The sequence below is a fragment of the Trinickia dabaoshanensis genome (genome assembly GCF_002879885.1).
Taxonomy (GTDB): Bacteria; Pseudomonadota; Gammaproteobacteria; order Burkholderiales; family Burkholderiaceae; genus Trinickia; species Trinickia dabaoshanensis.
The window spans coordinates 82,725-102,051 of sequence record NZ_PNYA01000007.1 but is presented as its reverse complement, the minus strand read 5'-3'; the positions used below and the strand labels follow the sequence as shown (position 1 = coordinate 102,051).

Annotated in this window: 24 protein-coding genes; all 24 read right to left on the bottom strand. The window is 65.2% G+C overall.

The features are described from left to right. Nucleotides 1-22 precede the first annotated feature (22 nt). Nucleotides 23-424, bottom strand: coding sequence for a phosphoribosyl-ATP diphosphatase (locus C0Z18_RS09635; RefSeq protein ID WP_102645176.1), 402 nt, complete (start codon nt 422-424; stop codon nt 23-25). Then, complete coding sequence (gene hisI, locus C0Z18_RS09630) at nt 421-831, bottom strand: phosphoribosyl-AMP cyclohydrolase (protein ID WP_102645175.1); 411 nt, start codon at nt 829-831, stop codon at nt 421-423. The genes C0Z18_RS09635 and hisI overlap by 4 nt, the downstream gene beginning before the upstream one ends. 1 nt (nt 832) lies before the next feature. Further along, complete coding sequence (gene hisF, locus C0Z18_RS09625; protein ID WP_102645174.1) at nt 833-1,606, bottom strand: imidazole glycerol phosphate synthase subunit HisF; 774 nt, start codon at nt 1,604-1,606, stop codon at nt 833-835. A gap of 200 nt (nt 1,607-1,806) precedes the next feature. After that, the gene (hisA, locus tag C0Z18_RS09620) at nt 1,807-2,559 is read right to left on the bottom strand and encodes a 1-(5-phosphoribosyl)-5-[(5-phosphoribosylamino)methylideneamino]imidazole-4-carboxamide isomerase (protein ID WP_102645173.1); all 753 of its coding nucleotides are present in this window, start codon (nt 2,557-2,559) and stop codon (nt 1,807-1,809) included. 169 nt (nt 2,560-2,728) lie between these two features. After that, nucleotides 2,729-3,367: an imidazole glycerol phosphate synthase subunit HisH gene (gene hisH, locus C0Z18_RS09615; protein ID WP_102645172.1), complete on the bottom strand. Its 639-nt coding sequence runs from the start codon at nt 3,365-3,367 to the stop codon at nt 2,729-2,731. Beyond that, entirely contained in the window at nt 3,364-3,984 is a 621-nt protein-coding gene (locus C0Z18_RS09610; RefSeq protein ID WP_102645171.1) for a YchE family NAAT transporter, read from the bottom strand. The genes hisH and C0Z18_RS09610 overlap by 4 nt, the downstream gene beginning before the upstream one ends. 59 nt (nt 3,985-4,043) lie before the next feature. After that, nucleotides 4,044-4,631 (bottom strand): imidazoleglycerol-phosphate dehydratase HisB, encoded by a 588-nt coding sequence (hisB, locus tag C0Z18_RS09605; RefSeq protein ID WP_102645170.1) that lies wholly within the window; start codon nt 4,629-4,631, stop codon nt 4,044-4,046. Between the two features lie 20 nt (nt 4,632-4,651). Beyond that, nucleotides 4,652-5,722: a histidinol-phosphate transaminase gene (hisC, locus tag C0Z18_RS09600; RefSeq protein ID WP_102645169.1), complete on the bottom strand. Its 1,071-nt coding sequence runs from the start codon at nt 5,720-5,722 to the stop codon at nt 4,652-4,654. 2 nt (nt 5,723-5,724) lie between these two features. After that, the gene (hisD, locus tag C0Z18_RS09595) at nt 5,725-7,047 is read right to left on the bottom strand and encodes a histidinol dehydrogenase (protein WP_102645168.1); all 1,323 of its coding nucleotides are present in this window, start codon (nt 7,045-7,047) and stop codon (nt 5,725-5,727) included. Nucleotides 7,048-7,116: 69 nt separating this feature from the next. After that, nucleotides 7,117-7,791, bottom strand: a complete 675-nt coding sequence (hisG, locus tag C0Z18_RS09590) for an ATP phosphoribosyltransferase (RefSeq protein ID WP_102645167.1) — start codon at nt 7,789-7,791, stop codon at nt 7,117-7,119. Continuing rightward, nucleotides 7,788-9,071, bottom strand: a complete 1,284-nt coding sequence (gene murA / locus C0Z18_RS09585; protein WP_102645296.1) for a UDP-N-acetylglucosamine 1-carboxyvinyltransferase — start codon at nt 9,069-9,071, stop codon at nt 7,788-7,790. The genes hisG and murA overlap by 4 nt, the downstream gene beginning before the upstream one ends. An 88-nt stretch (nt 9,072-9,159) precedes the next feature. Then, nucleotides 9,160-9,399 carry a BolA family protein gene (locus C0Z18_RS09580; RefSeq protein WP_102645166.1) on the bottom strand — a complete coding sequence of 80 codons (240 nt, stop codon included), beginning with the start codon at nt 9,397-9,399 and terminating at the stop codon, nt 9,160-9,162. Between the two features lie 20 nt (nt 9,400-9,419). Continuing rightward, nucleotides 9,420-10,175 (bottom strand): ABC transporter permease, encoded by a 756-nt coding sequence (locus tag C0Z18_RS09575; RefSeq protein ID WP_102645165.1) that lies wholly within the window; start codon nt 10,173-10,175, stop codon nt 9,420-9,422. Beyond that, nucleotides 10,172-11,098, bottom strand: a complete 927-nt coding sequence (locus C0Z18_RS09570; RefSeq protein ID WP_102645164.1) for an ABC transporter ATP-binding protein — start codon at nt 11,096-11,098, stop codon at nt 10,172-10,174. Before C0Z18_RS09570 ends, C0Z18_RS09575 begins: the two co-directional genes overlap by 4 nt. A 229-nt stretch (nt 11,099-11,327) precedes the next feature. Then, on the bottom strand, nt 11,328-11,630 hold the full coding sequence (locus C0Z18_RS09565; protein ID WP_102645163.1) for an STAS domain-containing protein: 303 nt from the start codon (nt 11,628-11,630) through the stop codon (nt 11,328-11,330). Then, a complete protein-coding gene (locus tag C0Z18_RS09560; RefSeq protein WP_102645162.1) occupies nt 11,627-12,259 on the bottom strand; it encodes an MlaC/ttg2D family ABC transporter substrate-binding protein in 633 nt (210 codons plus the stop codon). The genes C0Z18_RS09565 and C0Z18_RS09560 overlap by 4 nt, the downstream gene beginning before the upstream one ends. Nucleotides 12,260-12,382: 123 nt before the next feature. Further along, a complete protein-coding gene (locus C0Z18_RS09555) occupies nt 12,383-13,288 on the bottom strand; it encodes an MlaA family lipoprotein (RefSeq protein WP_102645161.1) in 906 nt (301 codons plus the stop codon). A 54-nt stretch (nt 13,289-13,342) separates the two neighbouring features. Next, nucleotides 13,343-13,894: an outer membrane lipid asymmetry maintenance protein MlaD gene (gene mlaD / locus C0Z18_RS09550; RefSeq protein WP_199189420.1), complete on the bottom strand. Its 552-nt coding sequence runs from the start codon at nt 13,892-13,894 to the stop codon at nt 13,343-13,345. Between the two features lie 45 nt (nt 13,895-13,939). After that, nucleotides 13,940-14,707, bottom strand: coding sequence for a lipid asymmetry maintenance ABC transporter permease subunit MlaE (gene mlaE / locus C0Z18_RS09545; RefSeq protein WP_102645160.1), 768 nt, complete (start codon nt 14,705-14,707; stop codon nt 13,940-13,942). Further along, a complete protein-coding gene (locus C0Z18_RS09540) occupies nt 14,704-15,528 on the bottom strand; it encodes an ABC transporter ATP-binding protein (protein WP_102645159.1) in 825 nt (274 codons plus the stop codon). The genes mlaE and C0Z18_RS09540 overlap by 4 nt, the downstream gene beginning before the upstream one ends. A gap of 135 nt (nt 15,529-15,663) precedes the next feature. After that, complete coding sequence (thiE, locus tag C0Z18_RS09535) at nt 15,664-16,764, bottom strand: thiamine phosphate synthase (RefSeq protein WP_102645158.1); 1,101 nt, start codon at nt 16,762-16,764, stop codon at nt 15,664-15,666. Between the two features lie 35 nt (nt 16,765-16,799). Further along, nucleotides 16,800-17,624, bottom strand: a complete 825-nt coding sequence (locus C0Z18_RS09530; protein ID WP_102645157.1) for a thiazole synthase — start codon at nt 17,622-17,624, stop codon at nt 16,800-16,802. 163 nt (nt 17,625-17,787) lie between these two features. Then, on the bottom strand, nt 17,788-17,985 hold the full coding sequence (thiS, locus tag C0Z18_RS09525) for a sulfur carrier protein ThiS (RefSeq protein WP_102645156.1): 198 nt from the start codon (nt 17,983-17,985) through the stop codon (nt 17,788-17,790). Between the two features lie 38 nt (nt 17,986-18,023). Beyond that, on the bottom strand, nt 18,024-19,202 hold the full coding sequence (locus C0Z18_RS09520; RefSeq protein ID WP_102645155.1) for an FAD-dependent oxidoreductase: 1,179 nt from the start codon (nt 19,200-19,202) through the stop codon (nt 18,024-18,026). Nucleotides 19,203-19,327 lie beyond the last annotated feature (125 nt).

Sequence of the window (19,327 nt, the reverse complement as noted above, 5' to 3'; positions counted from 1 at the left end):
CTCGAGCTCGAGGCGTCTTGGCTCAGCCGCCGTTTTCCTCGCGCTCACGGCGCTTGCGCATCGCTTTTTCCTCGATGCCCGACAGCCCTTCGCGCCGTTCGAGTTCGGCAATCACGTCGGCGGGGCTCAGATCGTAGTGCGACAGCATGACGAGGCAGTGAAACCATAGATCGGCCACTTCGCCGACGAGCGCCGACGGCGCGCCGCCTTGGCGCACGTCCTTCGCGGCGAGCACGACTTCCGTCGCCTCTTCGCCGATCTTCTTCAGGACCGCGTCATCGCCCTTGTGAAACAGACGCGAGACGTACGAGACTTCGGGGTCGCCGCCCTTGCGGCCGTCGATCACGGCAGCCAAGCGCAGCAGCGTGTCTTGCGTCGTCGCGGCGGCGGTGCCCGCGGCCGTCGTTTGCGTAGATTGCGTCATCGGTAGATCTGTTCAGGGTCTTTCAGCACGGGATCGACGGCCACCCATTCGCCTTCGTCCACCGTGCCTTCGAATTTCTGGAAAAAACAAGAGTGGCGCCCGGTATGGCAGGCAATACCCGACACTTGCTCGATCTTGAGCAACACGACGTCTTCGTCGCAGTCGAGCCGCACTTCGCGCACGTGCTGCACATGGCCGGACTCCTCGCCCTTGAACCACAAGCGCTGACGCGAGCGAGAGAAGTACACGGCGCGGCCCGTCTCGATCGTCTTGGCCAACGCCTCACGGTTCATCCACGCGAACATCAGCACGTCGCCGGTCGCCGCTTCTTGCGCAATGACCGGAACGAGTCCGTTCTCGTCCCATTGGACCTTGTCGAGCCAGGGTTGGTCGGCGGGTGCGTTCATATCATTGCCTTACCGAAATACCGCGCTCGGCCATGAAGCGCTTCGCTTCGCCGACCGTGTGCTCGCCATAGTGGAAAATGCTCGCGGCCAGCACGGCATCGGCGTGACCTTCGAGAATGCCGTCGGCCAGATCCTCGAGCGAGCCCACGCCGCCCGAAGCGATCACGGGCACGGGCACGGCATCGGACACCGCGCGCGTGAGCGCAAGGTCGAACCCGCTTTTCGTACCGTCGCGATCCATGCTCGTCAGCAAGATTTCGCCCGCGCCGTACTCGGCCATTTGCCTCGCCCATTGCACCGCGTCGAGCCCCGTCGCCTTGCGTCCGCCGTGCGTGAACACTTCCCAGCGCGCCGGTTCGCCCTCGGCCGATACGCGTTTAGCATCGATTGCTACGACGATGCACTGCGAGCCGTAGCGCTGCGCGGCCTCGCGCACGAGCTCGGGCCGCGCAACCGCCGACGAGTTCATGCTGACCTTGTCCGCGCCCGCATTGAGCAGCCGGCGCACGTCTTCGACGGCGCGCACGCCGCCGCCCACCGTCAGCGGGATGAACACCTGGGCCGCCACCGCCTCGATGATCGGCAAAATCAGGTCGCGCTGGTCGGACGTGGCCGTAATGTCGAGGAACGTCAGTTCGTCGGCCCCTTGCTCGTCGTAGCGGCGCGCGATCTCGACCGGATCGCCGGCATCGCGCAACTCCACGAAATTGACGCCTTTGACGACGCGCCCGGCGGTCACGTCGAGACAGGGAATGATGCGTTTAGCTAGAGCCATGATGGTGCAAATGCCGCTAAGTGAACCGCTAGTGAGCCGCTAATGAGCCGCTAAATGAGCCGCTAAATGAGCCGCCCGCCGCGAAGCGGGCCGCATAAAGCCGTGGCGGACCGCAAAAGCCAAGAGGGCCCTTGGCCGTCCGGCCGGCGGCGTGAGCCTCGGGCCGGACGGGCCTCTCGGGCCTCGATTAGGCGTCGTCCTTAGGCGTCGTCCGATTCGCGCAGGGCGTCCGCGCGCGTTTGCGCCGCGGCGAAATCGAGGTCGCCCGAATAGATCGCGCGCCCACAGATGACGCCCTCGATGCCTTCGTCTTCGACTTCGCACAGCGCGTCGATATCGGCCAGGTTCGACAAACCGCCGCTCGCGATGACCGGAATCTTCACCGCGCGCGCCAGCCGGACCGTCGCCTCGATATTGATGCCCTGCAGCATGCCGTCACGGCCGATGTCGGTATAAATGATCGATTCGCAGCCGTAGTCCTCGAACTTTTGCGCCAAATCGACGACCTCGTGGCCGGTGAGCTTGCTCCAGCCGTCCGTCGCCACTTTGCCGTCTTTCGCATCGAGCCCGACGATGATGTGGCCGCCGAACGCCGTGCAAGCATCTTGCAGGAAGCCCGGGTTTTTCACGGCGGCCGTACCGATGATGACGTAGGACAGCCCGTCGTCCAGGTAGCGTTCGATCGTTTCGAGATCGCGAATGCCGCCGCCGAGCTGAACGGGGATCTCGGTGCCGACTTCCTCGATGATGGCGCGGATGGCCTCCTCGTTCCTCGGCTTGCCGGCGAACGCACCGTTCAGGTCGACGAGGTGAAGCCGCCGCGCGCCGCGCTCGACCCAATGCCGGGCCATGGCCGCGGGGTCCTCGGAAAATATCGTCGCCTGGTCCATATCGCCTTGTTTAAGGCGCACACACTGACCGTCCTTGAGGTCGATGGCGGGAATCAGCAGCATAGCAATCGCGTGAAGTCTGGGAGGTTGAATGTCGGCGGCAACCCGCGCCGGGCGCACCATTGCCCCCGACGGCGAAAAGCCGTGTCGCTTAGTGTAGTACAACTCTTTCGGGGCTCCGTCCGCTCGCCGTCCGGATAGGACGATGGGCGCGCGGACGGCCGCATCGCGTTCATGGGTTCCAGTCGACGAAATTGCGGTACACGCGCAGCCCGGTATCCGCGCTTTTTTCCGGGTGGAATTGCGTGGCGAAAATGTTCTCGCGTGCAACGGCCGACGTGAACGTCGTGCCGTAATCGGTCTCGCCCACCGTGTCGTCGCTCCGTTCGGGAACCACGTAGTAACTGTGGACGAAGTAGAAGAACGCGCCGTCCGGCACGCCGGCCCACAGCGGGTGAGCACGCGTTTGCCGCACGCGGTTCCAACCCATCTGGGGCACCTTGAAGCGCGAGCCGTCGTCTTGCAACTGGCCCTCGAGCGCAAAGCGCACCACTTTGCCCGGCAACAAGCCGAGCCCGGGCGTCGAGCCTTCCTCGCTCCAGTCGAACAGCATTTGCTCGCCGACGCACACGCCCATGAGGGGCTTGGCGCGCGAGGCTTCGAGCACGGCCTCTTGCAGCCCCGATTCGCCCAGGCAGCGCATGCAATCGGGCATCGCCCCTTGACCGGGCAGCACGATACGCTCGGCCGCGCGAATGCCATCCGGGCGATCGACGATCGCCACGTCCGCTTCGGGTGCGGCCTTCTTCAGCGCTTGGTACACCGAGCGCAAGTTGCCCATCCCGTAATCCACAATCGCAATCTTTTTCATCGCAAGTTCGGCAAGAGTGCCTTCAATCCGTCGACGATGAACTCCACCGCCAGCGCCGACAACATCAAACCCATGAGCCGCGTGCCGATGTTGATCCCGGTTTGGCCCACCCAGCGCGCGATCGGATCGGCGAGCCGGAGCGCGCCGAAACAAATGACCGCGATCGCCGCGCCGATCGCCACCAAGCCGATCCGGTCGTACCAGTGCGAAGCGTTCGCCGAATAGACGATCACCGTGCTGATCGTGCCGGGGCCGGTCAACAGCGGAATGGCCAGCGGCACGACCGCGATGCTGTTCTTCGATTCGGCCTCGTCGCGCTCCTCGGCGGTCGCGCGCGTGTTGCCGATCTGGGCGTTCAACATGTTCACGGCCATCAACAGCATGATGATGCCGCCGCCGACCTCGAGCGAGCCGACCGAAATCCCGAAAAAGCTGATGATCTGCTGGCCGAGCAACGTCGTGATCGCGATCACGCAAAATACCGAGATCGAGGCGATACGGATCGTGCGCCGCCGCTCCGCCTCGGAGTGCTCCGACGTCAGACTCAGAAAAAACGGCACGGCACCGACGGGGTTGATCAGCGCCAGCAGTGAAATAAATGATTTGAGAAGATCCATCGCAAGCCGGCGCCGCGTCTTTTAGGCGCGGCAACCGGTCCGTCGGTGAAGGGCCTGCGTTAAAGAGTGCCTTTCGTCGACGGAATCTGCCCCGCCGCGCGCTCGTCTAGCTCCACGGCCATGCGCAACGCGCGGCCGAATGCCTTGAACACCGTTTCCAGCTGATGGTGCGCGTTCAAGCCGCGCAAATTGTCGATATGCAGCGTCACGCCCGCGTGATTGACGAAGCCGCGGAAGAACTCGATCGACAAATCGACGTCGAACGTGCCGATCCGCGCCCGCGTGAACGGCACGTTGAATTCGAGCCCGGGACGCCCGGAAAAGTCGATGACGACGCGCGAAAGCGCCTCGTCGAGCGGGACGTAGGCGTGACCGTACCGGCGAATGCCTTTCTTGTCGCCGATCGCCTTGGCCACGGCCATCCCAAGCGTGATGCCGGTATCTTCGACGGTATGGTGGTCGTCGATATGCAAATCGCCATGCGCCTCGATATCGAGGTCGATCAGCCCGTGACGGGCGATCTGATCGAGCATGTGGTCCAGAAACGGCACGCCGGTTGCCAGCTTTTGCCGGCCCGTGCCGTCCAGATCGATCTTTACACGGATCTTCGTTTCGCTGGTATCGCGAAACACTTCCGCTACGCGCATGGAAAACCTCTAAGTGACTTTTATTTCAGCGCTTGCTCGAGCGCCGCGAGCATTTGCGCGTTCTCGTTCGGCGCGCCGACCGTCAAACGCAAGCAATTGGTCAGCAACGGGTGCATTTTACCCACGTTTTTGACCAAAACCTTCGCATTCAGTAGCGCATTGAATGCCGCATCCGAATCGGGCACGCGCACGAGCAGGAAGTTGGCGGCGCTCGGGAACACCGAAGCACCCGACAACGCGGCCAGCGCGGCCGCCAATTTGGCCCGCTCGGCGCGCAATTCGGCGGCCTGCCCTTCCAGGACATCGACGTGCTCGAGCATGAATTCGGCGGCCGCCTGCGTGAGCACGTTCACGTTGTACGGCGGGCGAACCTTGTCGAACTCCGTCAGCCACGCGGGCGCGCCGACCAGGTATCCGAGCCGGATGCCGGCCAGCCCCAGCTTCGAGACCGTGCGCATGACGACGACGTTCTCGTACTGAAGCACGCGGCCGATCCAGCTTTTTTGCGCGAACGGCTGGTACGCCTCGTCGATGACGACGAGGCTCCCCTTCGCCTGCTCGATCACCCGTTCGATATCGGCGTCCGGATAGAGCGTGCCCGTGGGATTGTTCGGGTACGCCAGGTAGACGATGGCCGGCTTGTGCTCGGCGATCGCGGCGACCATCGCGTCCGTATCGAGTGTCAGGTCGGCGCGGTGCGGCACGCCGACGAATTCGAGGTGCGCGAACTTCGCCGACATCTGGTACATGACGAAGCCCGGCACCGGCGCGAGCAGCTTGGCGCCCGGCTTCGCGCAGGCCACGGCGATCATGCTGATCAGCTCGTCCGAGCCGTTGCCGAGCAGCACGTCGGCGCCGGCCGGCACGCCCATGACCGCCTTCAGCTTCTCGATCAGGGCAGCCGGGCGCGGCTCGGGGTAGCGATTGAGCGCGACGGCAGCCAACACCTCGCCCAACTGCGCCGCGAGCGGCGCGGGCAGCGGGAACGGGTTTTCCATCGCGTCGAGCTTCACGAAGCCCGTCGCGTCGGCAACCGCGTACGTCGTCATCGAAAGGACGTCGGCACGAATGATGTCTTCCGGTTTCGTCATGATCAGCTACCTTGTTTCATCCGGTATTCGGCACTGCGCGCGTGCGCCGGCAGACCTTCGCCGTAAGCGAGCTCGGCCGCGATCTCGCCCAGCGTTTGCGCACCCTCGGCACTCACTTCGATCACGCTCGAGCGCTTGAAGAAATCGTAGACGCCGAGCGGCGACGAAAAACGCGCCGTCCGCGACGTCGGCAACACGTGATTCGGGCCGGCGCAGTAATCGCCGAGGCTCTCGCTCGTATAGCGCCCCAGGAAAATCGCGCCCGCGTGGCGGATCTCCTTCGCCCACTGATGCGGGTCGAGCGCCGAAATCTCCAAGTGCTCGGGGGCGATCTGATTGGCGATCGAGCAAGCCTCGGCCATGTCGCGCACCTTCACGAGCGCGCCGCGATCGACGAGCGAGCGCTCGATCACGTCGCGTCGCGGCATCGTCGGCAACAGTTCGTTGATCGCATCGTGCACGCGCGCGATGAAGGCTTCGTCCGGGCACAGCAGGATCGACTGGGCGAGCTCGTCGTGCTCGGCCTGCGAGAACAGATCCATGGCCACCCAGCGCGGATCCGTCGTGCCGTCGCACAGCACGAGAATTTCCGACGGGCCGGCAATCATGTCGATGCCGACGGTACCGAACACGCGCCGCTTGGCCGCCGCCACGTAGGCATTGCCGGGGCCGCAAATCTTATCGACGGCCGGCAGCGTTTGCGTGCCGTACGCGAGCGCGCCGACCGCCTGCGCCCCGCCGATCGTAAACACGCGATCGACACCGCCGAGCAAGGCCGCCGCGAGCACGAGCGGGTTGCGCACGCCGTCGGGCGTCGGCACGACCATCACGATCTCGCGCACGCCGGCCACACGGGCCGGAATGGCGTTCATGAGCACGGACGACGGATACGCCGCCTTGCCGCCCGGCACGTAGATGCCGGCGCGATCGAGCGGCGTCACCTTCTGGCCCAGCACGGTGCCGTCGGCCTCCGTGTATTGCCAGCTATGGCTGCCGCATTCGATCTTCTGCTTCTCGTGGTAGGCGCGCACGCGCGCGGCCGCGGCTTCGAGCGCCGCGCGCCGTTTCGGTTCGAGGCCGTCGAGCGCCGCCTCGAGCTCGCTCGCGGGCAATTCGAGCGCCGCGACGCTCGTCGCCGAGAGGCGGTCGAAGCGGTTCGTGTATTCGAGGACGGCCGCGTCGCCGCGTGCTTTCACATCGGCCAGGATCTGTGCGACCGAGCGGTCGATGGCTTCGTCCTCGCTCGCCTCGAAGGCGAGCACGGCGGCGAGCTTGGCAGCGAAACCCTCGGCGCTCGAATCGAGTTTGCGAATCGTCAGTGACATGCTGGTATCCGTTTCGGTAATACGCTTGCCGGGCGAGGCGCGAGCAGCGCGCCACGGGCCCGGCCCGCGTCAGGCGCTGGCTTGCGCGCGCCGGGACGCTTGCCCGAACGCGTCGAGCAAGGGCGCCAGTGCCGCGCGCTTCAGTTTCAGCGCCGCCTGGTTCACGACGAGGCGCGAGGAGATCTGCATGATTTCCTCCACCTCCACGAGATCGTTCGCGCGCAGCGTGCCGCCGGAGCTGACCAAATCGACGATCGCATCGGCCAGACCGACGAGCGGCGCGAGCTCCATCGAGCCATACAGCTTGATCAGGTCGACGTGCACGCCCTTCGCCGCGAAATGCTCGCGCGCGGTCTGCACGTACTTCGTGGCGACGCGCAAACGCGCGCCTTGCCGCACCGCATTGGCATAGTCGAAGCCCGACTTCACGGCCACCGACATCCGGCAACGCGCGATGTCCAAATCGATCGGCTGATAAAGGCCCGACCCGCCGTGCTCGAGCAGCACGTCCTTGCCCGCCACGCCGAAGTCGGCCGCGCCGTATTCGACGTAGGTCGGCACATCGGTCGCCCGCACGATGATGACGCGCAGGTTCGGCGCGCTAGTCGGAAGAATCAGCTTGCGAGACGTTTCCGGGTCCTCGGTCACGTGCACGCCGGCCGCCGCGAGCAGCGGCATCGTCTCTTCGAAGATCCGGCCCTTGGACAGCGCGAGCGTCAAGGGCGTCGTGTCGAGCGTACTCATGCGTGATTCTCCGATGCGGGCGCGGCGCGGTCCGATACCCGGCGCACGCGCGCGCCGATCGCCGTTAGCTTTGCTTCCATGCGGTCGTAGCCGCGATCGAGGTGATAAATGCGATCGACCAGCGTTTCGCCGTCGGCCGTCAAGCCGGCAATGACGAGGCTGGCCGACGCGCGCAGATCGGTCGCCATCACCGTCGCCCCCGATAGGCGCGGCACGCCGGTCACGAGCGCCGTGTTGCCGTCGATCGTGATACTGGCACCGAGCCGGTTCAATTCCTGCACGTGCATGAAGCGGTTCTCGAAAATCGTTTCGACGACTTGGGACGTGCCCTCGGCGATCGCGTTCAGCGCCATGAACTGCGCTTGCATGTCGGTCGGAAACGCCGGGTATTCGGAGGTACGGAACGACACCGCTTTCGGCCGTTGCACCATGCGCACGCGAATCCAATCCGCCCCTTCCTCGATCGAGACGCCGGCTTCGCGCAGCTTCATCGTCACAGCTTCGAGGGTAATCGGCCGCACGCCGCGCAACGTGACGTCGCCGCCCGCCGCCGCCACCGCGCACAAGAACGTACCGGCTTCGATACGGTCGGGAATCACCGAATGGTGCGCCCCGCGCAGCGAGCCGACGCCTTGGATCACGAGGCGGTCGGTGCCGATCCCGTCGATCTTGGCGCCCATGTTCACGAGCAACTGCGCGAGATCGCCCACTTCGGGCTCGCGCGCCGCATTTTCGAGCACCGTCTCGCCGTCGGCCAGCACGGCCGCCATCAGCAAGTTTTCGGTGCCGGTGACGGTAATCATATCCGTCATGATGCGAGCACCCTTGAGGCGCTTCGCGCGCGCTTCGATGTAGCCGTGCTCGATGCTGATCTCGGCGCCCATCGCCTGCAGGCCCTTGATGTGCTGATCGACCGGACGCGCGCCGATCGCGCAGCCGCCGGGCAGCGACACCTTCGCATGCCCGAAGCGCGCAACGAGCGGGCCGAGCACGAGAATCGACGCGCGCATCGTCTTCACGAGTTCGTACGGCGCGACCGGATTGTCGACGCCGGCCGCATCGAGCGTGAGCGCCGCACCGGCGCGCGACTCGCGCACGCCCATTTGCGCCAGCAGTTTAAGCGTGGTGCGCACGTCCTGCAGGTCCGGGACGTTCTCGAGATGCAGCGGTTCGGCCGTCAATAGGCTCGCGCAAAGAATCGGCAGCGCCGCGTTCTTCGCACCTGAAATGCCGACTTCGCCGGCGAGCGGCCGGCCGCCTTCGATCACGAGCTTGTCCATGCTGATTTGCCCCGTTCGGGCCTCCGTGGCGGCGCCGCTTCCGGCATCGCGTAAATCTTGTGTAATGCGCACTCTCGGGTATCTCTCGTTATCCGTTCTGCCATTCCGCGGGCGTGAGCGTTTTCATGCTCAGCGCGTGGATTTCCTGCCGCATGCGCTCGCCGAGCGCCGCATAAACGAGTTGATGGCGCGCGATCAGGCGCTTGCCCTCGAACGCATCGGAGACGATGGTCGCAAAGAAATGCTGACCGTCGCCTTCGACCTCGAGGTGCCGGCAGGCGAGGCCGGCTTCGATGTATTGCTTGACTTGCTCCGGGGTCGGCAACATGGTGCACGCTCCTTGTCGATTCAATAACGCAGCTTGTAGCCCGACGCGAGCAAACGCATCGCGATCGCGGCGATCAGCGCGAAAAATCCGCTCACGATGGCCAAGCTCGCCAAGGGGTCGATATCGGACAAGCCGAAGAACCCGAAGCGAAAGCCATCGATCATGTAGAAAAACGGGTTCAACCGCGACACGTGGCGCCAGAGATCGGGCAGCGTATGCGTCGAATAGAACACGCCCGAGAGGAACGTGAGCGGCATGATCAAAAAGTTTTGAAATGCCGCGAGCTGGTCGAACTTCTCGGCCAAGATCCCAGCGATGAGCCCGAGCGTGCCGAGTATCGCCGAACCGAGCACCGCGAAGGCGACGATATAGACGGGCGCCGCGAACTTGACTGGGATGAACCAGATCGTGACGACGAACACGCCGAGCCCGACTGCCAGCCCGCGCACGACCGACGCCAGCACGTAGGCGCCGAACATCTCCCAATACGTGAGCGGGGGCAGCAGCACGAACACGAGATTGCCCGTGATCTTCGACTGAATCAGCGAGGACGAGCTATTGGCGAACGAGTTCTGCAAGACGCTCATCATCACGAGGCCGGGAATCAGGAAGCTCGTGTACTCCACACCCGGATAGACCTCGACGTGGCCGCGTAACGCATGCCCGAAAATCGTCAGGTAAAGCAGCGCCGTGATGACCGGCGCCAGTACCGTTTGGAACGACACCTTCCAAAAGCGCAGCACTTCTTTGTAGAACAGGGTTCGGAAGCCGCTCATGCAAGGCCCTCGACGAGTTCTGGGCTGTTCATCAATTGGACGAAAACGTCCTCCAAGTCGGCTTTGCGCACGTCGATCTCCTCGAACGTGCATCCGGCCGCCCGGCACTGAGCAAGAATGCGCTCGACGTCGTCATAGCTCGATAAGCGCAGCAAATGGTGCCGCGTACCCGGCTCCGACGGCTCGATTTCCAGCGCGCGCAGCTCCGTCGGCAGCACGCCCTCGGCGAAGCGCAAGGCCAATTGCATACCGGCGAAGCGCTGCAGCAGCGCACTCGTCCGATCGAGCGCAACCACCTCGCCGCGCCGCAGCATCGCGATGCGGTCGCACAGCGATTCGGCTTCCTCGAGATAGTGCGTGGTCAGCACGATCGTATGGCCCTCGCGATTCAGTCGCGAGATGAACTTCCACAGCGTTTGACGCAGTTCGACGTCGACGCCTGCCGTCGGCTCATCCAGCACGATCACGGGCGGGCGGTGCACGAGGGCCTGCGCGACGAGCACGCGCCGCTTCATGCCGCCCGACAGCGCGCGCATGTTCGCATCGGCCTTCTCGGTCAAATCGAGATTGGCCATCACTTCGTCGATCCAATCGTCGTTGTGATGGAGTCCGTAATAGCCCGATTGGATGCGCAATGTTTCGCGCACCGAAAAGAACGGATCGAATACGAGTTCCTGCGGCACGACGCCCAATGCGCGCCGCGCTTGCCGGAAATCGGCGACGACGTCGTGGCCGCGTACGAGAACGCTGCCTTCGTCGGCGCGAGCGAGCCCCGCGAGGATGCTGATGAGCGTCGTCTTGCCCGCGCCATTGGGGCCGAGCAGGCCGAAAAACTCGCCCTCCTCGACCGTCAAGCTGACGCCCTTGAGCGCTTGCAGCGCCTTGTAGCGCTTCTTGACGTTGCGGATTTCTATCGCTGACATGGGTGTGCGCGGCCTTTGCCGGCGGCGCGCCTTTGTTTAGACGTGATTCGTGCCCGACTCGCGGCACGGACGGGCATGTCGCCGGCGCTCGCGCCCACGGCGAGACGAGATGCCGATCGGCTGCCCGAAAAACGGTTGATTATAGGCTAAGTCGGGACTGCCCACCGGGCGCCGCCGCCGGCGCTCGCGCGCGCCGGCATGCATGGCGACTCCGCCCTCGGAGCGGGACTCAGGCGCTCGCGAGCGTGGCCTGAGCCTGCCCGGCGAACAAGGTGTCGATGCCGTAGACCTGCGCCAAACTCGCGAGATCGCCCGGCACGTTGAGGATATCGAGCGCGCGGCCCTTCGCCTGCGCGGCACGGCGCCAAGCGAGCAGCACCGCGAGCGCCGAGGAGTCGAATTGAGTCAGTTGCGCGCAATCGACAGCCGTCGCACCGCCCTCGATGCTGGCCAAACCGGCGGCGAGCGCACTTTTGGCGCTCGCGTGCGTGAGCGTCGCGCCGGTGGCGAAACCGCTCGTATCGGCGCTCATGACGGTTGCTTGCCCGCGGCGAGCTGCTCGTTGCGCTGCGTGAGGAACTGCAGCAGGCCATCGACGCCGCCCTGATTGATCTTTTCGGCGAATTGCTGCTGGTACGCCTGGATCAGCCATGCGCCGGCAACGTTCAGGTCATAAACACGCCAGCCTTGTTGCGTCTTGTAAAGGCGATAGTCGAGTTCGACCGGTTGCCCATTGTTGATGACGCTCGAGCGCACGACGACGTCGGTCGCGCCCGGGTCGGCACGGAACGGCTTGAACTGCACGGTTTGGTCGCGCACTTGCGAGAGCGCGCCCGAATACGTGCGGATCAGCAGCATCTTGAACTGTTCGACCATCTGGTCTTGCTGCTGCGGGGAAGCCTGACGCCAGGCGCGGCCCATCGCCAACTGCGTCGTGCGGCGGAAATCGGTGTACGGCAGGATCTTTTGGTTCACGACCTGCGTGATCTTGTTGATATCGCCGCTCTTGATGCTCGAATCGGACTTGATCTGATCGAGCACTTGGCCGGTGACCGTTTTGATCATGGCTTCGGGCGAATTGGTATCGACCGTTTGGGCAAAGCCGCCGCTACTGAACGACAGCAACGTGGAAAACAACGCAAACCAGAGAAATTTTTTCATCAGTGATCCTTGAGTGTCGAGGAACCGGAGTTCGAACTCACCATGCCATGCAAGTTCGAGGCCGGTCCAACATCAAGCGGCAACAATCGTGTCGAATCGTTACCGCCGCTCTTGCACGCCGCCCTAGCGCGGCAAATGAATTCCCGGCAGCCCGCCGCGCGGCGGCGGCACGTACTGCTGGCCCGGCACCGTTTGTCCGTCGCCGCTGGTACCGCTCGCACCGCCCGCGGGCGCGGCGGCTGCAGGCGCGGATCCCGCCTCGGCGCCCGAAGCGGCCGCCGGCTCGGTGGCACCGTCATCGTACTTGGGCAGCGAGTCGTCGTAGTTCGGCACGCTGTCCGCGCCGTCGCCACCCGTGATCAGGAACTTGCGACGCTGCAAATATGCATTTCGTATGAACGAATACTTGTCGATCGCGGCGGCCGAGAGCACGTCCACCGTCGTCAGCAAATTGGCCCGCGTATTGACGAGGTTGACGCCGTACAGCGCCCAGCTCACACCCGACGGATGCACGTAGCTGAGCGGATTGCCGTAGTAATCGACGGCGAGGCCGGCCGTATCGCGCACGGTGCTCGGTCCGAGCAACGGCAAGACGAGGTACGGACCCGACGGCACGCCGTAATGGCCGAGCGTCACGCCGAAGTCGGCCGAGTGCTTGGGCAGCTTGGCCGCCGTCGCAACGTCGAACAGGCCGCCCACGCCGAATACCGTGTTGATGACGACGCGCATGACGTCGCCCACGCCGTCGGCGATTTTCAGCTCGAGCAACTCGTTGGCGGCGACATAGACGTCGCCGATGTTCGAGAAGAAGTTCGTGACGCTCGAGCGCACCGGCTGCGGCACCGCCCATGCATAGCCCTTCGCGACGGGCTTGAGCGCATACGTATCGAGCGTATCGTTGAATTTGAAGACGGTCCGGTTCAGCCCCTCGAGCGGATCGCCCGGCGTCGGCGTCTGGACGGACGCGCAGCCGGCCAATGCCGCGACGGCCAAAGCAAGCGTCGCGTTCTTCGCGCGCGTGGTTCGCATTGTTGTTCTCCGTTAGCTCACACTATCTGTGATTCGATCGATCGATGCGTTCGATTAGCCGCCGCTCGCAGCCGCGGGCGCGCTCGCGGCAGAAGCCGGAGCGCTCGGCGCGGCAGCCGGGGCCGGGGCGGCTTTCGCGCCGCCCGCGTCGGCGGCCTTGCTGTAAAGAAACTGCCCGATCAAGTTTTCAAGCACGATGGCCGACTGGGTCATCGAAATCGTATCGCCGGCCTTCAGCATTTCAGAGTCGCCACCCGCCTCGAGCCCGATGTATTGCTCGCCGAGCAGACCCGAAGTCAGGATTTTCGCCGACGTATCTTTCGGAAACGGATACTGCTGGTCGATGCCGATCGTGACGACGGCTTGGTAGGTATTCGTATCGAAGCCGATCGAAGTCACCCGGCCGACGACGACCCCCGCGCTTTTCACCGGGGCGCGCACCTTCAAGCCGCCGATGTTGTCGAATTTGAGCTTGACGGGATAGCTCGCCTGGAACGACAGGGAGCTCATGTTGCCGACCTTGAGCGCCAGGAACAGCACGGCGATCAAGCCCAGCAGCACGAACAAGCCGACCCAGAAGTCGAGAACAGTCTTTTTCATCGTCATTCCAACAAAGAGAGATTGGCTTAAGCGGCAAACGACGCCGGCGCGTCAGCTAAACATCAGCGCCGTCAGCAGGAAATCGAGCCCGAGCACGGCAAGCGACGCATAGACGACCGTGCGCGTCGTCGCGAGCGACACCCCTTCGGGCGTCGCCTTCGCTTCGTAGCCTTGGAACAGGGCGATGAACGTCACCGCGAAACCGAACACGACACTTTTGATGACACCGTTGCCGACGTCGGCCCACACGTCGACACCGCCTTGCATCTGCGACCAGAACGCGCCCGAATCGACGCCGATCAGCAGCACGCCGACGACATAGCCGCCGAGCACGCCCACGGCGCTGAAGATCGCCGCGAGCACGGGCATGGCGATGATCCCGGCCCACATGCGCGGCGCCAAAACGTTCGCCACCGGATCGACGGCCATCATTTCGAGGGCGGTCAATTGCTCTCCGGCTTTCATCAAGCCGATTTCGGCCGTAAGCGAGGTACCGGCGCGCCCGGCGAACAGTAGCGCGGTGACCACCGGGCCGAGCTCGCGCACGAGCGAGAGCGCGACGAGCAGCCCGAGCGCCTGCTCCGAGCCATAGCGGTTCAGCGTGTAATAGCCCTGCAAGCCCAGCACGAAGCCGACGAACAAGCCCGACACCGCGATGATGATGAACGAGTAGTTGCCGACGAAGAAAATCTGCTTGATGACGAGCCCGGGCCGGCGCACGAGCCGCAGCCCCTCGAGCACGATGCGCAGGAACAAGCGCGTCGCGTAGCCGGTGCGCACGATGCGGGCGATGACCCAACTGCCGAGTGCGCTGATCATGTCCGCTCCCCCAAGCCGAAATCCGCCGCGAGCGTTGCTTGCGCCGGGTAGTGGAAACGGAAAGGACCGTCGGGCGCCCCGTCGATGAACTGCCGCACGGTCGGGTCCACGGATTCGCGCAGTTGCGCGGGCGTGCCGTGGGCGAGCACCGTGCCGTTCGCCAAGAAATAAACGTAATCGGCGATCGCGAACGATTCCGGCACGTCGTGCGTCACGAGAATCGAGGTGGCGCCGAGCGCCTGATTCAGCGTACGAATGAGATTGGCCGTAATGCCGAGCGAAATCGGGTCGAGGCCCGCGAACGGCTCGTCGTACATCATCAATTCCGGGTCGAGCGCGATCGCGCGCGCAAGCGCCACGCGCCGCGCCATGCCGCCCGAAATCTGCGACGGCGCGAGATCGCGCGCACCGCGCAACCCGACGGCGTTCAATTTCATCAGCACGAGGTCGCGAATCAGCGCCTCGGGCAAGTCGGTGTGCTCGCGCAAGGCGAAAGCGACATTTTCGAACACCGACATGTCGGTGAACAGCGCCCCGAATTGGAACAGCATCCCCATCTTGCGGCGCATGGCGTACAGACCTTCGCGCGTCTGCTTGCCGACGTCGCGCCCCTGGAACAGCACCTCGCCGCGGCGTGCCCGCTCGAGGCCGCCGATCAGACGCAGCACCGTCGTTTTGCCGCCGCCGGAGCCGCCCATGACGGCGACCACCTGGCCGCGCGCAAAGCGCATGTTCAGGTTCGAGAGAACGAGACGGTCTTCGTCGTAGCCGAAATCGACGTTGCGAAGCTCGAGGATGGACTCGGAGGATGAAGGCGGCACGAAGCGGACTTTCCTATTACGGGGAAGCGGAATTATAGGGCCTCAGCGATTACCCTGTGTTGACACCGCCATTGCCGTCCATGCAACGGTGCGTTGCCCGATGCTGTCCGCCCCCGCCGGCCGCCTGCGAAGGCCCTACCCCGAAAAAGTCTGTTGTAATCGCGCGACGGCATCGGCCGGGTCGGCGGCTGCCGTGATGGCGCTCACGAGCGCGACGCTGCCCACGCCCGTGGCAAGGACGGCCGGCAGGCGCGCAGCGTCGATGCCCCCGATCGCGACGAGCGGAACCCGCGCGCCCAGCAGCCGGACATAACGTTCGAGTCGAGCGAGCCCTTGCGGCGCGGTTGCGAGCGTCTTCGTTCCCGTGGGGAACACCGCACCGAATGCCAGGTAACTCGGCCCGTAATGCAACGCCCGCAGCAGTTCGTAGTAGCCATGCGTCGATAGGCCGAGCCGCATTCCCGCTTGCGCGATCGCGTCCAAGTCCGCCGTGTCGAGGTCTTCCTGCCCCAAATGCACGCCGTACGCACCGGCTCGCGCCGCCTCACGCCAGTAGTCGTTGACGAAGACCCGGGCTTCGTAACGGCGCCCGGCCGCCACGGCTCGCGCGATCTCGTCTTCGAGCTGCGCCGGCGTCGCATCCTTCACGCGCAGTTGCACCGTTTTGACGCCGAGCGCCAGAACCCGTTCGACCCACTGCGCACTCGGCACGACGGGATAGAGGCCAAGCCGCAGCGGACAAGCCGGGAAAGGCTGGCGCGGCGCCGGCGGCAAATCCGCCACGCGCGCAAAGCGCGACAGATCGACCGGCCAAGCGTCGTCGCCGCGCATCTCGTCGCCGTCGCGCCAGGCCAGCGCGAGTACGAGCGCATCGTGCGGTTCGAAACCGCAGTCGAGAAACGCCGCGAACGCCGCGAGCCAGTCTTCGGCGAGCGTCCCTTCGAGCGCGAAACGCCGCCCATCGGGCATCGTCAACGCCGCACCGTCCGTGCCTGCCGCAACGATTGCGGCGCCGGCCGCGCGCCATGCGGCATCGTCGTCGCTCGTCACCTCGCGGCCAATGACGACGATCAGATCGTTGGGCCGCGCCGCATCGGGCGCTGCCAGGCAAATACGCCAGGCGCGATTCGCGCACGGCCAATCGCCGAGCCGTACGCGGATGCGCTCGGCCGCCTCGCTCAACTCGTCGGCGGGGGGCCAGAACCAGCCGCGGTCGGTCAGCTTCAGCGTTTCCATTTATCGGCTCCCGGCCGGGCGCAGCGCGGCCGCGTTCATTGCCCGTCCTGATGCCAGAACGGCATGCCGACCACGGGCGTGCTCGCCTGCGCACTCTCGCGTTCGGCCATCGGCCCTGCCACGTATGCGTCCCGGCCAGCCTCGACCGCCAACGCAAAGGCACGCGCCATCGCGGCCGGATGCGTCGCTTGGGAGACGGCGGTATTGAGGAGCACGCCGTCGAATCCCCATTCCATGACCTGGCATGCATGCGACGGCACGCCGAGCCCCGCATCGACGATCAGCGGCACATCGGGCAACCGATCGCGCAGTACGCGCAAACCGTAAGGGTTGACGACCCCCTTACCGGTACCGATCGGCGCGCCCCATGGCATCAACGCTTCGCAGCCCACGTCGAGCAGCCTGCGTCCCACGACGAGATCCTCGGTGCAGTACGGCAGCACCTTGAAGCCGTCCTTGATGAGCCGCTCGGCGGCCTCGATGAGACCGATCGGGTCGGGCTGCAACGTGTAGTCGTCGCCGATCAATTCGAGTTTGATCCAATCGGTTTCGAAGACCTCGCGCGCCATATGCGCCGTCGTCACGGCTTCGGCCACGCTTTGGCAGCCCGCCGTGTTCGGCAGCAGCGGCACCGAGCGCGCCTTGAGCAAATCGAAGAAGCCCGCCTCCGCCGTTTGCGCGTTCATCTGCCGGCGCAGCGCGACGGTCACCATGCCGGGATGCGCCGCATCGATCGAGTCGGCTAGCGACTGCAACGAGGGATAACGCGACGTACCGAGCAGCACGCGGCTCGCGAAAGAAGCGCCGTACAGCGTCAGCGTGTCGGCGGCAAGGGAGACGGGTTCGGTAGCGGAATTCATCGGATGTCCTGTCATGCTCGGAGGCGAAACGACTCGAAGGGCTCGGAAGGTTCGAGCGGCTTTAATAGCCAACGCGCCGGGTCGAAGCGATCGCGCGAGCAAATGAGCAAGGCGCCCGCCCGCTCGGCTCGCACGACCGGCCGGCGCCGGCCGGCCGCGACGTTCAACCGCCCGCCACGGGTTGGACGACATCGATCTTGTCGCCCGGTTTCAAGGCACGCGCCGCATGCAGGCCGCGCGAGACGAACTCGCCGTTGACCGCGACGGCGAACGGCGGACGCGCGCCGAACAGCGAGAGCGCGTCCGCGAGCGTCGCGTCCTCGGGCAGCGACAGCGGCGTTTGATTCACTTGTATATCCATGATCGACAATACGTTTGGCAATTCGAAAGAGCGTCGCGTCAAGCACCGACGGTGGGCGCCAGGCCGGCCTGCGGCTGCGGCTGCGGGCAATGAAGCATCGACGCCCAGGGCGATGCCTCGCGCAGCGCGCCGAACGCCTCGGCATCGGCGATGCGTCCCGTCAGCAGCGCGGCGGCCAGATCCGCCGCGGCGCGCGACACTTCGGGCGCGATCATATAACCATGACGGTACAACCCATTGACGACGAGCGTTCGAGCGCCGTCCCACGAAATGGACGGACGATGATCGGGCAGCGTCGGGCGACACTGCGTGTTCAACTCCAAGATGCGCGCCTCGCCGAAACCGGGATGCACGGCAAACGCGGCACTTAGCAATTCGAGCGCCGAGCGCACGCTGACGGGCGACATGTCCTCGCCTTCGATCTCGGTGGCCCCGACGACGTAGACATCGTCCTCTTTCGGCGCCAAATAAATCGGGTAGCGCGGATGAAGCAGGCGCACGGGACGCGTGAGCCCAATGCCCGGCGCCTTCACGCGAGCGACTTCGCCGCGAATCCCGCGCAGCGAGGGCAGCACGGGTTTCGCCCCGAGCCCGCGGCAATCGATCGTAACGCGCGCGAGCGGGCGAGCGTCTTCGTCCACAGCCGTGTTCCAATGCGTGGCCACGCCGCGCTCGGCCAGGCCCGCGGCGAGGGCTCGCAACACTTGACGGTTGTCGAGTTGGCCCTCGCGCGGCATCAGCCAGCCGGTCGCGAAACGCCCGGCGAGCGCGGGCTCGGCCGCAGCCAGCGCAGCGCCGTCGACGCGCGCAAGGCCGCCATCGGCCAGCAGCGCGGCCGGCGCATTGGCACGTACGCGCCGCTCGAACAGCGACGCTTCGGCGCGATCGCCGTGGTGCCACACGACGAGCGTACCGTTGCGTTGAAAGAAAACGGATTCGGGCAGTTGCGCGATGATCTGGGGCCACGCTTCGAGCGAGGCTGCGCCCAACTCGACGATCAGCGGTTCGGCGACGGCCGCTTCCGCGAGCGGCGCGAGCATCGCGGCCGCGACCCAGGCGGCGGAAGCGGAGCCGTCCGCGCCGCCGCGCTCGTAGAGCGCCACGCGATGGCCCTCGCCCGCAAGCCGCCATGCGACCAGCCGGCCGCACAGGCCACCGCCGAGCACGGCGAAATCGGGCAGTACGCCCGCCGAAACGACTGAAGATTGAGCGGTCATCGGATCATCCTTTGCGTACGGCGATAAGCACGTACATCAGGACGAAACCGGCCGGTGGGGCCGGCCGGGCAAGCGGCGCGCTCATGCAAAGCGCACGCGGCCCGGCGGGGATGGACGGCCGCAAA

Bases quoted from the DNA above. Each gene is read 5' to 3' on its own strand.
- C0Z18_RS09635 (WP_102645176.1), bottom strand. From the start codon at position 424: ATGACGCAATCTACGCAAACGACGGCCGCGGGCACCGCCGCCGCGACG.
- hisI (WP_102645175.1), bottom strand. From the start codon at position 831: ATGAACGCACCCGCCGACCAACCCTGGCTCGACAAGGTCCAATGGGAC.
- hisF (WP_102645174.1), bottom strand. From the start codon at position 1,606: ATGGCTCTAGCTAAACGCATCATTCCCTGTCTCGACGTGACCGCCGGG.
- hisA (WP_102645173.1), bottom strand. From the start codon at position 2,559: ATGCTGCTGATTCCCGCCATCGACCTCAAGGACGGTCAGTGTGTGCGC.
- hisH (WP_102645172.1), bottom strand. From the start codon at position 3,367: ATGAAAAAGATTGCGATTGTGGATTACGGGATGGGCAACTTGCGCTCG.
- C0Z18_RS09610 (WP_102645171.1), bottom strand. From the start codon at position 3,984: ATGGATCTTCTCAAATCATTTATTTCACTGCTGGCGCTGATCAACCCC.
- hisB (WP_102645170.1), bottom strand. From the start codon at position 4,631: ATGCGCGTAGCGGAAGTGTTTCGCGATACCAGCGAAACGAAGATCCGT.
- hisC (WP_102645169.1), bottom strand. From the start codon at position 5,722: ATGACGAAACCGGAAGACATCATTCGTGCCGACGTCCTTTCGATGACG.
- hisD (WP_102645168.1), bottom strand. From the start codon at position 7,047: ATGTCACTGACGATTCGCAAACTCGATTCGAGCGCCGAGGGTTTCGCT.
- hisG (WP_102645167.1), bottom strand. From the start codon at position 7,791: ATGAGTACGCTCGACACGACGCCCTTGACGCTCGCGCTGTCCAAGGGC.
- murA (WP_102645296.1), bottom strand. From the start codon at position 9,071: ATGGACAAGCTCGTGATCGAAGGCGGCCGGCCGCTCGCCGGCGAAGTC.
- C0Z18_RS09580 (WP_102645166.1), bottom strand. From the start codon at position 9,399: ATGTTGCCGACCCCGGAGCAAGTCAAGCAATACATCGAAGCCGGCCTC.
- C0Z18_RS09575 (WP_102645165.1), bottom strand. From the start codon at position 10,175: ATGAGCGGCTTCCGAACCCTGTTCTACAAAGAAGTGCTGCGCTTTTGG.
- C0Z18_RS09570 (WP_102645164.1), bottom strand. From the start codon at position 11,098: ATGTCAGCGATAGAAATCCGCAACGTCAAGAAGCGCTACAAGGCGCTG.
- C0Z18_RS09565 (WP_102645163.1), bottom strand. From the start codon at position 11,630: ATGAGCGCCGATACGAGCGGTTTCGCCACCGGCGCGACGCTCACGCAC.
- C0Z18_RS09560 (WP_102645162.1), bottom strand. From the start codon at position 12,259: ATGAAAAAATTTCTCTGGTTTGCGTTGTTTTCCACGTTGCTGTCGTTC.
- C0Z18_RS09555 (WP_102645161.1), bottom strand. From the start codon at position 13,288: ATGCGAACCACGCGCGCGAAGAACGCGACGCTTGCTTTGGCCGTCGCG.
- mlaD (WP_199189420.1), bottom strand. From the start codon at position 13,894: ATGACGATGAAAAAGACTGTTCTCGACTTCTGGGTCGGCTTGTTCGTG.
- mlaE (WP_102645160.1), bottom strand. From the start codon at position 14,707: ATGATCAGCGCACTCGGCAGTTGGGTCATCGCCCGCATCGTGCGCACC.
- thiE (WP_102645158.1), bottom strand. From the start codon at position 16,764: ATGGAAACGCTGAAGCTGACCGACCGCGGCTGGTTCTGGCCCCCCGCC.
- C0Z18_RS09530 (WP_102645157.1), bottom strand. From the start codon at position 17,624: ATGAATTCCGCTACCGAACCCGTCTCCCTTGCCGCCGACACGCTGACG.
- thiS (WP_102645156.1), bottom strand. From the start codon at position 17,985: ATGGATATACAAGTGAATCAAACGCCGCTGTCGCTGCCCGAGGACGCG.
- C0Z18_RS09520 (WP_102645155.1), bottom strand. From the start codon at position 19,202: ATGACCGCTCAATCTTCAGTCGTTTCGGCGGGCGTACTGCCCGATTTC.